The organism is Streptomyces viridifaciens (genome assembly GCF_001888885.2).
Lineage (GTDB): Bacteria > Actinomycetota > Actinomycetes > Streptomycetales > Streptomycetaceae > Kitasatospora > Kitasatospora aureofaciens.
The window spans coordinates 3,607,773-3,620,810 of record NZ_CP090841.1 but is presented as its reverse complement, the minus strand read 5'-3'; the positions used below and the strand labels follow the sequence as shown (position 1 = coordinate 3,620,810).

The 13,038-nt window shown below is 72.7% G+C and carries 10 protein-coding genes; 5 read left to right on the top strand and 5 right to left on the bottom strand.

From position 1 onward, the window contains the following. Positions 1 to 92: 92 nt before the first annotated feature. The gene (locus BOQ63_RS23190; protein ID WP_072654901.1) at positions 93 to 2,246 is read right to left on the bottom strand and encodes a protease pro-enzyme activation domain-containing protein; all 2,154 of its coding nucleotides are present in this window, start codon (positions 2,244 to 2,246) and stop codon (positions 93 to 95) included. Positions 2,247 to 2,506: 260 nt separating this feature from the next. On the opposite strand from BOQ63_RS23190, the gene BOQ63_RS23185 reads away from it, so the two are divergent. Then, positions 2,507 to 3,073 (top strand): CGNR zinc finger domain-containing protein, encoded by a 567-nt coding sequence (locus tag BOQ63_RS23185; RefSeq protein ID WP_223886023.1) that lies wholly within the window; start codon positions 2,507 to 2,509, stop codon positions 3,071 to 3,073. 75 nt (positions 3,074 to 3,148) lie between these two features. Here BOQ63_RS23185 and BOQ63_RS23180 read toward each other — a convergent pair whose 3' ends face one another. The 3 genes from BOQ63_RS23180 to BOQ63_RS23170 all read right to left on the bottom strand — a co-directional run bounded on the left by BOQ63_RS23180 (position 3,149) and on the right by BOQ63_RS23170 (position 7,939). Beyond that, entirely contained in the window at positions 3,149 to 4,645 is a 1,497-nt protein-coding gene (locus tag BOQ63_RS23180; RefSeq protein WP_072654900.1) for an FAD-dependent monooxygenase, read from the bottom strand. A 161-nt stretch (positions 4,646 to 4,806) separates the two neighbouring features. Beyond that, positions 4,807 to 6,507 carry a phenylacetic acid degradation protein PaaN gene (paaN, locus tag BOQ63_RS23175; protein WP_072654899.1) on the bottom strand — a complete coding sequence of 567 codons (1,701 nt, stop codon included), beginning with the start codon at positions 6,505 to 6,507 and terminating at the stop codon, positions 4,807 to 4,809. A gap of 166 nt (positions 6,508 to 6,673) precedes the next feature. Continuing rightward, positions 6,674 to 7,939: a glycosyltransferase family protein gene (locus BOQ63_RS23170; RefSeq protein ID WP_078866930.1), complete on the bottom strand. Its 1,266-nt coding sequence runs from the start codon at positions 7,937 to 7,939 to the stop codon at positions 6,674 to 6,676. Positions 7,940 to 8,067: 128 nt separating this feature from the next. Between BOQ63_RS23170 and BOQ63_RS23165 the strand changes: the two genes are divergently transcribed. Continuing rightward, complete coding sequence (locus BOQ63_RS23165; protein ID WP_072654898.1) at positions 8,068 to 8,655, top strand: TetR/AcrR family transcriptional regulator; 588 nt, start codon at positions 8,068 to 8,070, stop codon at positions 8,653 to 8,655. 25 nt (positions 8,656 to 8,680) lie between these two features. Here the strand turns inward: BOQ63_RS23165 and BOQ63_RS23160 are convergent, their stop codons facing one another. Continuing rightward, a complete protein-coding gene (locus BOQ63_RS23160) occupies positions 8,681 to 9,142 on the bottom strand; it encodes an Lrp/AsnC family transcriptional regulator (protein WP_030278207.1) in 462 nt (153 codons plus the stop codon). 149 nt (positions 9,143 to 9,291) lie between these two features. On the opposite strand from BOQ63_RS23160, the gene BOQ63_RS23155 reads away from it, so the two are divergent. The 3 genes from BOQ63_RS23155 to BOQ63_RS23145 all read left to right on the top strand — a co-directional run bounded on the left by BOQ63_RS23155 (position 9,292) and on the right by BOQ63_RS23145 (position 12,835). After that, positions 9,292 to 10,431 (top strand): thiamine pyrophosphate-dependent dehydrogenase E1 component subunit alpha, encoded by a 1,140-nt coding sequence (locus BOQ63_RS23155; protein ID WP_030552735.1) that lies wholly within the window; start codon positions 9,292 to 9,294, stop codon positions 10,429 to 10,431. Between the two features lie 83 nt (positions 10,432 to 10,514). After that, positions 10,515 to 11,477 (top strand): alpha-ketoacid dehydrogenase subunit beta, encoded by a 963-nt coding sequence (locus BOQ63_RS23150; protein ID WP_030278205.1) that lies wholly within the window; start codon positions 10,515 to 10,517, stop codon positions 11,475 to 11,477. Positions 11,478 to 11,482: 5 nt separating this feature from the next. Beyond that, entirely contained in the window at positions 11,483 to 12,835 is a 1,353-nt protein-coding gene (locus tag BOQ63_RS23145) for a dihydrolipoamide acetyltransferase family protein (protein WP_030278204.1), read from the top strand. Positions 12,836 to 13,038: the final 203 nt, after the last annotated feature.

The window sequence follows — 13,038 nt, the reverse complement described above, 5'->3', positions numbered from 1 at the left end:
CGGGGAACCGGGCGGAAACGGACACCGCCGGGACGGGCCCTGGGGGCGCCGGCCCGGCGGGGGTCGGGTCGGGTGGTGCTACCGGCCGGTGATCACTTGACGTTCAGGGCGACGTCGTCGATCACGAAGCTGGTCTGGTTGGAGCCGTCCTCGCTGCCGGTGAACGTGAGGGTCACGGTCTGGCCGGCGAAGGAGGTCAGGTCCACGGTCTGCTGCACGTAGCCGGCGGCCGCGTTCGCGTTGGACCAGGTCTTCAGCGTGGTGCTGCCGGCCTTGAGGGTCAGCTTGTCGTACGCGGTGCTGCCGGTCTCCGCGGTGTCGATGTGCAGCGCGAAGGTGAGGGTGGCGGAGGCGCAGCCGGCGGGGACCGAGACGGTCTGCGACAGGGTGTCGGTGTGGGCGGAGCCGTAGCCGTCCAGCCAGGCCTTCCAGCTGCCCGAGTGGGCCGGCTCCGAGGAGCTGTTGTCGACGACGCCCGAGGAGGTGTTCCACGGGGGGGCGGTGCCGGTCTCGAAGCCGCCGTTGCCGATCAGCTGGGCGGCGGTGCAGCCGCCGGTGGGCGGCGGGGTGGTGCCCCCGGTGGTGCCGCCGAGCAGGGCGGTGGTCAGGGCGTCGGCGACCGGGCTGCCCCAGCCGGTGACCTGGTCGTAGCCGGCCTTGGTGGAGAAGTCCTGGTTGGCGCCGGTGGTCACGTCGTGGAAGGCGCTGCCGTAGCTGCTGCTGTTCGCGACCGCGTACAGCCGCGGGCTCGCCTCGCCGAGGGCGGGCTGTCCGGCGGCCTTGGCCTTCTGGTTGAACTGGGCGGCGTAGCCGGCCCACAGCGGGGCGGCCGCGCTGGTGCCGCCGTAGACGGCCCAGGCGCCGCCGCTGTAGATCGCGAAGCCGCTCTGCGGGTCGGCGTTGGAGGCGACGTCCGGAACGGTGCGCATGGTGCCGCCGATGCCGGTGCCGGTCTGCCAGCTCGGCTTGGCGAACACGGTGGAGACGCCGCCGCCGGCGGTGCTCCAGGCGCTCTCCGAGGAGTAGGTGTTGGTGCCGCTGACCTTCAGGTTGGTGCCGCCGACACCGGTCTGGTGCGGGCTGGAGGCCGGGAAGTCGACCGAGGTGACGCCCGAGCCGCTGGCGGAGCGGGTGCAGTCGCGCGAGCCGTCGTCGCCGGAGGCGGAGAAGACCGAGATGCCCTGGGCGGCGGCCTGCTTGAAGGCGTTGTCGACGGCGGTCATCGAGGAGGCGGTGGTGTCCGGCTCGCAGGTGCCCCAGGAGATCGAGATGACCGAGACCTTGTTGTCGGCCACGATCTTGTTGGCCATGTCGATCTCGCCCTGGTCGCTGTTGGGCGCCTCGTAGAGCAGCTGGGTGGCCTTGGGGGCCGCGCCGCGGACGATCTCGCTGTCCAGCTCGACCTCGCCCTCGCCCTGGCCGGGCGAGGAGTCGTAGTCGGCGCCGTCCACCGGGACCGTGGAGACGGCCGGGCCGGTCAGGCCGTACTGCGCGTCGTAGGTGGTCAGGTCCGAGGCCTTGTAGCCGTCGAACTCCCAGAGGGCGACCGTGGTGCCGGTGCCGTCGGCGCCGGTCCTGTTCAGGTTGTAGGCCCCCTGGTACTGGGCCGGCGTCATGCCGCTCGGGGTGGCGGTGGCGGCGTTCGGCGCGGCGATCCGGCCCTTGCGCACCGCGTGGTTGTCCAGGCCGCTTACGCCCTCGACCACGGAGGCCAGTTCGGCGGGGATCGCGGCGGCGGCGTCGTTGGCGAAGAACGCGCGGCTGGACTGCCGGTCGAGGTAGGAGCTCTCGTGGGTGGCGAAGGCCTGCGAGATCTGCGCGGCGGTGCCGTGGGCGTTGACCACCTGGCGGTTGGCGCTGACGTCGCCGACGGTCAGGCCCTGGGCGGCCAGGTAGGCCTTGACCTGGTCGACGGCCTGCTGGGTGGGCGCGAACCGGTCGCTGAACTGCTGCGGCGTCAGGTACTTGCCGAACTCCGGCGCGCCGGGGGTGGTGACCGCGGTGAGGAAGCGGTCCAGCTCGGCGGCGTTGCGCAGCTTCAGGCTGACGGCCACCGAGATCTGCTGCTCGGCCGGGACGTCACCCTTCTTCTCCGAGTGGGCGACCGCGGGGTTCACGGTGTTCGGCAGGGCGACGCGCGGGGCGGCGTGGGGGGTGGCGGCCTGCGCGCTGGAGACGCCGAGCGAGACGGCGGTGAGCGGCAGGACGGCTATCGCGGCGGCGACGGCGAGGGAACGGTGGCGCAACGGATCCTCCTCCAGTCGGCTGTGGGGAGCCGGCAAGGGGCAAGGCGTTCCGAGGGGTTCGGGAACACTGGCTAGAACATGTCAGAACGGATCCGCGCAGTGGATCATGGTCAGGCAATTCATTGCTAAAAAACAGTCAACTGTGGAGGCGTGGAAAGCCGGGGATTCCATACAGTGAATGACCGGAATTCCGGCGTCGGTCCATACCGATTCACGGTGCGGGGCGCGGCCGTAGAATCGAACGGAGCCGAGGGAGAGCGATGACTGACGTGATGCCGGACCCGAGGGACCACCGCCCGCTGATCGGCGAGCCGCTGGCGCTCGACCTGCTCAACACGCGGTGGGCCGGGACGCCCGTCAACGACGCGCTCACCGGCGTCGAGCAGTACGGGATCTGGCTCTCCAGCAACGGGCTGAGCGAGCGCTGCACGGCCGACGAAGCGGGGCTGGAGGCGATCCGGCAGGCCCGTGAGGCGATCGAACTGGCTGCTCAGGACGCCCGCGAGCAGGGCGAGTTGGGCGCACCTGCCCGGGACGGGCTGGACGCGGTGCTGGCGCACGGGAGGATCCGGCGGACGGCCGGGCCGGGCGGCGCCGAGGACCGGGTCGAGGCCGACCGGCCGGAGTGGCTGGCGCCCTGGCTGGCGGCGGACGACTTCCTCACGCTGCTCGGTCAGGGTGCTCACCGGGTGAAGCAGTGCGCACACGAGGCGTGCATTCTGCATTTCTTCGACGCCTCGCAGAACGGCCGCCGGCGCTGGTGCCGGATGGCGGTCTGCGGCAACCGGGCCAAGGCCGCCCGGCACTATGTGAAGGCGCGCGGGTGAACCGACGACCGAACGAAGGGTCGGCGGGGGCGGCGCGGCCGGGGACGGACCGGCCGGCCGCGCCGGGGTGGCCGGTCAGGCCTCGGAGGGGGCGCCCAGCCAGGTGGTGAGGGCCTCGCGCAGTTCGCCCTGGCCGGGGTCGACGGCGGCCCAGGCGACGTAGCCGTCCGGGCGGATCAGCAGGACGGTGTCGGCCAGCTTGCCGTGCGGGTCGGCGGGGGCGGCGGTGACCAGGCGGTCGGCCCAGGGGCCGACGGCCGTCAGCTCGTCATTGCTGACCAGGACGAACTTCCCGGCGCGCAGCGCCCCGTAGAGCCGGTCGGGACCGGCCGGGGCGTCCTCGGTGGGCTTGCTGAGGGCGGTCAGCCGCAGGTCCGGAACGCGCTTGCCGACCTGCGGGTGGGCGCCCTTGGGCGCGGGGTAGGAGATCTCGATGCCGGAGACCATCCGGGCGCCGCGCTCGGTGAGCAGGTCGAGGTGGCCGCCGATCGCGGTGAGCGCTCCGCGCAGGGCGCGGGTGGGGGCGGACTCGGCGAGGGCGATCCGGATCAGTGCGCCCGAGGTGCGCAGCACCGTCCTGGCGACCGGGTGACGCTCGGCCTGGTAGGTGTCGAGCAGCGCGTCGGTGGCCCGGCCACGGAGGGCGGCGGCGAGCTTCCAGGAGAGGTTGGCGGCGTCCTGGAGGCCGGTGTTCATGCCCTGGCCGCCGGCCGGGGAGTGGCAGTGGGCGGCGTCGCCGGCCAGGAAGACCCGGCCCGAGCGGTAGTTGGGGGCCTGGCGCTCGTCGCTGTGGAAGGTGGAGCTCCACCGCACGTCGTGCAGGCCGAAGTCCTCGCCCTGGGTGGCCTGGACGACCGCGGTGAGCTGCTCGGGGGTGGGGGTGGCGCCGTCCGTGTGCTGCTCGGTGCGGTCCCAGGCGATGACCCGGTACCAGCCGTCGCCGAAGGGGACGACGAAGGAGAAGCCGGCCTTGTTGGCGCCGACGGCGATCGCGTCGGCGGGCTCGCGCTCCAGCCGGACGTCGGCGAGCATCACCGAGTCGACCACGGACTCGCCGGGGAAGGGGATGCCGAGCAGCTCGCGGACGGCGGAGCGGACGCCGTCGGCGCCGACCGCGTAGCGGGCGCGGTGGCTCTGCCCGTCGTGGGTCTCCAGGGTGACGCCCTCGGCGTCCTGACGCAGCCCGGTGACCTCGGCGCCGCGCAGGATCACGGCGCCGGACCGCTCGGCGCGCTCCAGGAGCAGCCGTTCGACGTTGTACTGCGGGGTGATCAGGACGAACGGGAAGCGGCTGGGCAGCGAGCCGAAGTCGATCCCGAGCCGGTTCATCATCCGCAGGCTACCGAGCGGCCGGCCGGTGGCGATGAGCTCGTCGGCGAGGCCTCGGGCGTCCAGCAGTTCCAGGCTGCGGGCGTGCACGGCGAAGGCCCGGGTGAGGTTGGACTCGGTGGAGCGCTTCTCCAGGACGGTGACGCCGACCCCGGCGGCGGCGAGGTCGCCGGCCAGCAGCAGTCCGGTCGGTCCGGCGCCGACGACGATGACGTCGGTTTCGGTGGTCGGCTTCACGGTCATGTATCAGCTCCCGTTGTTCGGAGGTCGGTTGGACGCCGTTTCCGGCGTTCTCCCAGCCTCCATCATCGCTGGCGCCCGCGGAGCTGTGAACCGCCGGTCCCCCGGTGGTCGGTGACCACCGGGGGACCGGGTGCGCGGGTACGGCGGTTCAGCCGGGCCGCTCAGCTGTGCCGGCGGATCTCCACCGTGCGGAACCGGTTGGCGACGAAGGCGCCGTCGCAGTAGGCCGAGTTGGCGGCCGGGTTGGCTCCGGTGCCGTGCAGGTCCGAGAAGGCGGCGGTCTGGTTGGGGTAGACGCCGCCGGTGAGGTTGAGCGAGAGGGAGACGCCGGAGTCCAGCGCGGCCTCCACCAGCAGGGCCTCCACCTCGGGCGAGGTGGTGTAGCCGGAGGCCGTCATGGCGCCCTTCTCGCGGACCGTGGTGCGCAGCAACTCCACGGCGGCGGGGGTGGATTCGACGGCGACGGCGAAGGAGACCGGGCCGAAGCACTCGGTCCGGAACACCGCGCGGTCGTCCGGCTTGTCGGCGTTGAGCTTGATCAGCGCCGGGGTGCGGACGGTCGCACCGGGGAAGTCGGGCGAGACCACCGCGCGCGGGGCGAGGGCGAGTTCGCCGTACTCGCCGCCGGCCGCGGCGGCCGAGCGCTGCAGCACGCCCGGGTTGACCACGGCGCCGAGGATGGCGGCGGCGCGGGCGTCGTCGGAGAGCAGGCCCTCGATGGCGGCGGCGAGGTCGGTGACGACCTGGTCGTAGGACTTGTCGCCCTGGTCGGTGCTGATGCCGCCGCGCGGGATCAGCACGTTCTGCGGGGTGGTGCACATCTGGCCGCTGTAGAGCGAGAGCGCGAAGGCGAGGTTGCCCAGCATGCCCTTGTAGTCGTCGGTGGAGTCGATGACGACCGCGTTGACGCCGGCCTTCTCGGTGTAGACCTGGGCCTGCTTGGCGTGCTCCTCCAGCCAGTCGCCGAAGGCGGTCGAGCCGGTGTAGTCGATCATCTTGATCTCGGGGCGGACCGCGAGGGTCGCGGCGACGGTGCCGCCCTCGTGCTCGGCGGCCAGGCAGACCAGGTTGGCGTCGAAGCCGGCCTCGGTGAGCACCTCGCGGGCGATGGACACGGTCAGCGCGAGCGGCAGCACGGCCCGCGGGTGCGGCTTGACCAGCACCGGGTTGCCGGTGGCCAGCGAGGCGAACAGGCCGGGGTAGCCGTTCCAGGTGGGGAAGGTGTTGCAGCCGATCAGCAGCGCGAGGCCGCGCGGGACGACGGTGAACTCCTTGGTCATCACCAGCGGCTCGCGCTTGCCCTGGGGCTTGGTCCAGCCGGCCCGCTCGGGCAGCCGGGTCTGCTCGGCGTACGCGTAGGCGACCGCCTCCAGCCCGCGGTCCTGGGCGTGCGGCCCGCCGGCCTGGAAGGCCATGCCGTAGGCCTGGCCGGTGGTGTGCATCACGGCCTGGGCGAACTCGTGGGAGCGGGCGTTGATCCGGTGCAGGATCTCCAGGCAGACGGCGGCGCGCTCCAGCGGGGAGGCGGCGGCCCATCCGGGCTGGGCGGCGCGCAGCGCGGCGATCAGCGCGTCCGGGTCGGCGTGCGGGTAGGTGATGCCCAGCTCGATGCCGTACGGGGAAGCCTCGCCGCCGACCTGGTCGCCGTCGGTGGGGTGGCCGTCGAGGGCGAAGGGCTTGCCGAGCAGGGCGTCGAAGGCGGCCTTGCCGTCGGCCGGGCCGCTCTCGCCGTAGGCCTTCGGGAACTCGGGGTACGGGGACCAGTAGTCGCGCTTCGCGGCGGCGGAGAGTGCGGCGTCCAGGGTGGCCTGGTGGCGCTCGACCAGCTCGCTGACGAGGGGGTGGGTGACCGCTGCGGACATCTGTGCGCTCCTCAGGGGGGAGGACGGGACACGTCACAGAGTAACCGAACGATCGGTCGGCTCAAGGGGGTGCAGGGGACGGATTCCGGCGGGGATCCCGGGACCGGGGAACGCGAAGGGGCGCGTCCGGTCCGGACGCGCCCCTCGTCTGATGCGACGGGCCGGTCTACGGCACGCCCAGCTCGAAGATCACGTACCCGGCGTACCAGCCCGAGGCGATCGCGCCGGTGCCCAGCACGGCCGCCAGCACCGGCCAGCTGAGCTTTCGCATCCCCACCGCGAGCGCGATGAACAGCGGGAACGCCGGCAGCAGGTAGCGCGAGACGTTGCCGAAGATGCCCAGGCTGCCGAGCACCGAGACGATCGTGGCCAGCGTGTAGGCGGTCAGCACCAGCGGCGGGCGCAGCCGGACCAGCAGCACGATCAGCACCGGCAGGCTGAACACGATCAGGGTGGCCAGCAGGTCCGGCACCGGGAAGGCGAAGGGGTAGTCGCTGCGGCCCAGCAGCACCCCGCGGATCGCCTGCCAGGTGCCCTGGCCCCAGTCGAAGTAGTGCAGCCAGGCGTCGTGCTGGATGCGGAAGTAGCCGCCCCACTCGCCGGTCCTCCAGCCCACCCAGGCCACGTAGCCGAGCAGGCCCAGCGGGGCCAGCAGCATCGCGGCCAGCGGGCGCAGCACCCCGCTCTCCCGCCGGTACAGCTCGACCAGGGCGGCCAGGCCCACGGCGCCGATCAGCGCCGCCGCGGTGGGCCGGTTGAGCCCGGCGACCAGGGTGACCACCCCGGCCGCGACCCACTGCTTCGTCATCGTGAAGTAGCAGGCCCAGGCGGCCAGCGCGACGAACAGCGAGTCCGAGTAGACCGCCCACTCGGCGCCGGAGCCCGGGGCGATCGCCCAGATGCCGGCGGCGATCACGCCCGCCCGGGGGCCGGCCAGCTTGTCCACCACGGCGTAGATTCCGGCGGCGGCGAACAGCGAGGCCAGCACCGAGACCAGCATCCCGGCGCCGTACAGGCCGAGACCGGTGACGTCCGAGGTCAGCCGCATCAGGCCCGGGTAGAGCGGGAAGAAGGCGGCCGAGTTCTGCTCGATGGTGAAGCCGGGCTGGCCGCCCGGGATCGGGATCAGCGCCGGGTGGTAGCCGAACTGGGCGACCTGCTGGTACCACCAGCCGTCCCAGCTGGCCAGCACGTCCCAGGCGTGGGCGCCGCCGCCGAACCGGGGCGGCTTCTTGGCGTAGTCGCCGGCGAAGGAGAGCAGCTTCATGAACACCGCGAAGCCGATCAGCTTGAGCACGGCGTAGCACCACACGGCCGGGCCGAAGCGGATCACCAGGGCCCGCGTGCGCTCCTGCCAGGGGTGCGGGACGTCCGCCGGCTCCTCGCTGCGCTGGTCGGGCACGTCGGAGGAGACTGCCGGTATTGCGTTCATCAGCTGTGGACCCCAGCCTGCTGGACGTGGACGATCGTCCGCAGATTCTAGGGCCTGCCCTTTTCAGGAGGTGTGGACCAACCGGACCCGATCGAGTGGCCCGTGGGCCGTCCGGGGATACTCGGAGGATGGCCGATCACACCACGCGCACCGCCTACACCGTCGAGTCACTGCTCGCGGTGACCGTCGACGTGTTCAACGAGCGGGGTTACGACGGCACCTCGATGGAGGACCTCTCCCGGGCGGCCGGGATCTCCAAGTCCTCGATCTACCACCACGTCCGCGGCAAGGAGGAGCTGCTGCGGCTGGCCGTGGGGCGGGCGCTGGACGGGCTGTTCGCGATCCTGGCCGAGCCGGCCGCGGTGCAGGGTCCGGCGGTGGAGCGGCTGGCGCACGTGGTGCGGCGCACCGCGGAGGTGCTGCTGGCCGAGCTGCCGTACGTGACGCTGCTGCTGCGGGTGCGCGGGAACACGGCCACCGAGCTGTGGGCGCTGGAGCGGCGCCGGGACTTCGACCACCAGGTGGCGGAGCTGGTGCGGGCGGCCGTCGCGGACGGCGCGCTGCGCGGGGACGTGGAGCCGCGGCTGGCCACCCGGCTGCTGTTCGGGATGATCAACTCGATCGTGGAGTGGTACCGCCCGGGGCTGAAGGCGGCGGACGGGGTCGCGGACGCCGTGGTGCACCTGGCCTTCGACGGGCTGCGGGCGCGCGGCTGACCGCGCGGCTGACGCTGACGCCCCACTAGTCCGGGGGCACCTGGTCGGTCTCCTCGAACACCAGCATGGTTCGTGTGCCGAGCACCTGCGGGATGGACTGGATGCGGTTGAGCACCAGCTCCCGCAGGGCGTGGTTGTCGGCGGTGTGCACCAGCAGCAGGACGTCGAAGTCCCCGCCGACCAGGGCGATGTGGGCGACCCCGGGCAGCTCCAGCAGCTGCTCGCGCACGGTGCGCCAGGAGTTCTGCACGATCTTCAGGGTGATGTACGCGGACGCGCCCTGGCCTGCCCGTTCGTGGTCCACACGGGCGGTGAAGCCGCGGATGATGCCGTCCTCGACCATCCTGGAGATCCGGGCGTACGCGTTGGCCCGGGACACGTGCACCCGCTCGGCCACCGAGCGGATGGAGGCGCGACCGTCCTGCTGCAGCAGCCGCAGGATCGACCGGTCGACCCGGTCGAGTCTGGACATCTGTTCAGCCGACATGACCCCCCACCCTCACCGATTGGACGCACTGCCACCAGTCGACCGCCGCTCAGGCCGAATGTCCACCACCTTGTCACGCTTCTGGTCAAGATGAACAGACGACCGAACAATCGGTAGGGAGCCCCCGCCACCCATGGAGGTGCCCCGAGATGACCGTTCTCGACCACAGACACCACACGGGCGTGCCCGGCTGGATGCCCGGAGCGACCGCCCCGCGCACCGATCCGGCCCCCCTCCTCCCGGACGTCTCCCCCGTCCGGGTGCTCGGCACCCCCGCGCTGGAGAAGCACGACCCGGCGCTGCTGCGTGAGCTCTACCGGCGACTCGTCGTCGGCCGGCGCTACAACCAGCAGGCGACCACCCTGACCAAGCAGGGCCGCCTCGCCGTCTACCCGGCCTCCACCGGCCAGGAGGCCTGCCAGATCGCCGCCGCGCTGGTGCTCGGCGAGCGCGACTGGCTGTTTCCCAGCTACCGCGACACCCTCGCCGTGGTCTCCCGGGGCGTCGATCCGCTGGAGGCGCTGACCCTGCTGCGCGGCAACGCCCACACCGGCTACGACCCGCGCGCCAGCCGCACCGCCCCGCTCTGCACCCCGCTCGGCACCCAGGCCCCGCACGCCGTCGGACTGGCGCACGCCGCCCGGCTGCGCGGCGAGCCGGTGGTCGCGCTGGCCATGCTCGGCGACGGCGGCACCAGCGAGGGCGACTTCCACGAGGCGCTGAACTTCGCCGCCGTGCTCCGGGCCCCGGTGGTCTTCCTGGTGCAGAACAACGGCTACGCGATCTCCGTCCCGCTCAGCGCCCAGTCCGCCGCGCCCAGCCTGGCCCACAAGGCCGTCGGCTACGGCATGCCGGGCCGACTGGTGGACGGCAACGACGCGCCCGCCCTGCACTCCGTGCTCACCGAGGCCGTCGAGCGTGCCCGGGCCGGCGGGGGCCCGACCCTGGTCGAGGCGCTGACCTACCGGATCGAGGCCCACACCAACGCCGACGACGCCACCCGCTACCGCACCGAGCCCGAGGTGGACGCCTGGCGGGAGCACGACCCGATCCTGCTGATGGACCGCGCGCTGCGCGAACTGCACCTGCTGGACGACGGGCTGGCGCAGGACGCGGCGGACGAGGCGGAGGCGCTGGCGGCCCGGATGCGGGCCGAGTTCCACGCCGACCCGGAGCTCGACCCGATGGCGCTGTTCACCCACGTCTACGCCGAGCCAACCCCCCAACTGCGCGAGCAGGCCGCCCAGTTGTCCGCCGAGCTGGCCGCCGAGGCCGAGGTGCAGCACTGATGTCCACGGCATCCCACCCGTCGCCCACCCCCACCCTCGGCGGAGCCGCCGCGCGGCACACCTCTGCCGCCCGTACCGCCTCGATGGCCCAGGCGCTCAACTCCGCCCTGCGGGACTCCCTGCGCGAGGACCCGACGGTCCACGTGCTCGGCGAGGACGTGGGCGCGCTCGGCGGCGTCTTCCGGATCACCGACGGGCTCACCGCCGAGTTCGGCGCCGACCGCTGCCTGGACACCCCGCTCGCCGAGGCCGGCATCCTCGGCACCGCGATCGGCATGGCGATGTACGGGCTGCGCCCGGTGGTCGAGATGCAGTTCGACGCGTTCGCCTACCCGGCGCTGGAGCAGCTGTTCTCCCACGTCGCCAAGATGCGCAACCGCACGGCGGGCAGGCTCCCGCTGCCGATCACCGTGCGCATCCCCTACGGCGGCGGCATCGGTGGCGTCGAGCACCACAGCGACGCCTCCGAGGCGTACTACACCAGCACCCCCGGCCTGCACGTGGTCACCCCGGGGACGGTCGCCGACGCGTACGGGCTGCTGCGCGCCTCGATCGCCTCCGACGACCCGGTGGTCTTCCTGGAGCCCAAGCGGCTCTACTGGGGCAAGGCCGAGTTCGACCCGGCGGCGCCGGTCGAGCCGATCGGCCGGGCCGTGCTGCGGCGCACCGGCACGTCGGCCGTCCTGATCACCTACGGTCCTTCGCTGCCGGTCTGCCTGGAGGCGGCCGAGGCGGCGCAGGCCGAGGGCTGGGACCTCGCCGTGCTGGACCTGCGCACCCTGGTGCCCTTCGACGACGAGACCGTCACCCGGGTGGTGCGCTCGATCGGCCGGGCCGTGGTGGTGCACGAGGCCAGCGGCTTCGGCGGCACCGGCGCGGAGATCGCCGCCCGGGTCACCGAGCGCTGCTTCCACCACCTGGCGGCGCCCGTGCTGCGGGTCACCGGCTTCGACATCCCCTACCCCCCGCCGATGCTCGAACACCACCACCTGCCCGGGGTGGACCGGATCCTGGACGCGGTCGCCCGGCTGCAGTGGGAGGACTGAGGATGATGCCCGTCGTACGGGAGTTCCGGCTGCCCGACCTCGGTGAGGGGCTCACCGGGGCGGAGGTGGTGCGCTGGATGGTCGAGGTCGGCGAGGTGATCGCGGTCGACCAGCCGGTGGTGGAGGTGGAGACGGCCAAGGCCGTGGTGGAGGTGCCCTGCCCGTACGGCGGGGTGGTCACCGCCCGGTACGGCGCGGAGGGCGAGGAGATCGCCGTGGGCGCGCCGTTGGTGACGGTCGCGGTGGCTTCGGCGGGGGGCGGGGCGGCGGACACGGCTGCTTCTTCTCCTGCTTCTTCTGCTTCTTCTGCCGAGGTCGAGCGGCCGTTGGTGGGGTACGGGGTCGTCGAGAGCAGGGGGGCGCGGCGGCGTCGGGTGGGGGCTGCTGCTGCTCCGGCTTCGGCTCCCGCTCCTGTTGCGGTGGCGGCTCCGGTTGCCCCTGCTGAACCGGTTGCCCCTGCTGAACCGGTTGAGCCCGTTGCTCCTGCGGCTCCGGTCGTGGTGCCGGTGATCTCGCCGCTGGTACGGCGGTTGGCCCGGGAGCAGGGGGTCGACCTGACCGCACTCACCGGCAGCGGGCCGGACGGGCTGATCATGCGGGCGGACGTCGAGCGCGCGGTCGCGGCCAAGGTCGCCGCTCCGGCGCCCGCCGCGCCCGTGGCGGTCGCGCAGGACGGGGTCGTCCCGCTGCGCGGGCTGCGCAAGGCTGTCGCGGAGAAGCTCAGCCGCAGCCACCGGGAGATCCCCGCCGCGACCTGCTGGGTGGACGCGGACGCCACCGAACTAATGTCTCTGCGGCGGCAGTTGAACTCCACGCCGGGGCCGAAGGTGAGCGTGCTGGCGCTGCTCGCCCGGATCTGCACGGTCGCGCTGGCGCGCTTCCCCGAGCTCAACTCCAGTGTGACGGAGGATGGTTCCGGCATCGTCCGGCACTCGGCGGTGCACCTGGGCTTCGCCGCGCAGGGCGAACGCGGACTGGTCGTCCCGGTGGTCCGGGATGCGCAGGCCCGTAGCACCGAGCAACTCGGCGAGGAGCTGGGCCGGTTGACCGAATCCGCGCGCAGCGGTTCGCTCACCCCGGCCGAACTGACCGGCGGCACCTTCACGCTGAACAACTACGGGGTGTTCGGCGTGGACGGATCCACTCCGATCCTCAACCACCCGGAGGCGGCGATGCTCGGGGTCGGTCGGATCGTGGCCAAACCCTGGGTGCACGACGGGGAGTTGGCGGTGCGCGAGGTGACGCAGCTGTCGTTCACCTTCGACCACCGGGTCTGCGACGGTGGTACGGCGGGAGGGTTCCTGCGGTTCGTTGCGGACTGCGTCGAGCAGCCGGGGATGCTGCTGCGGCAGCTGTGATCCCACCGTACCGATCGGGGCGGGGTCGCCCTGGGTGTGCTGCTCGGCACTCAGGGCGACCACCGATCGAGTGAGAGTAGCGCGTTCCCGGGTCGGGTGTCCGGGCTTCGCGCGATTTGTCGGATGAGCTTTTCGGACGTGCCACGCTGCCTAGGCGTCAGCAGAGACAAGCCAGGTGGTGGCGCAGGCCGGCCGGAGGCGAA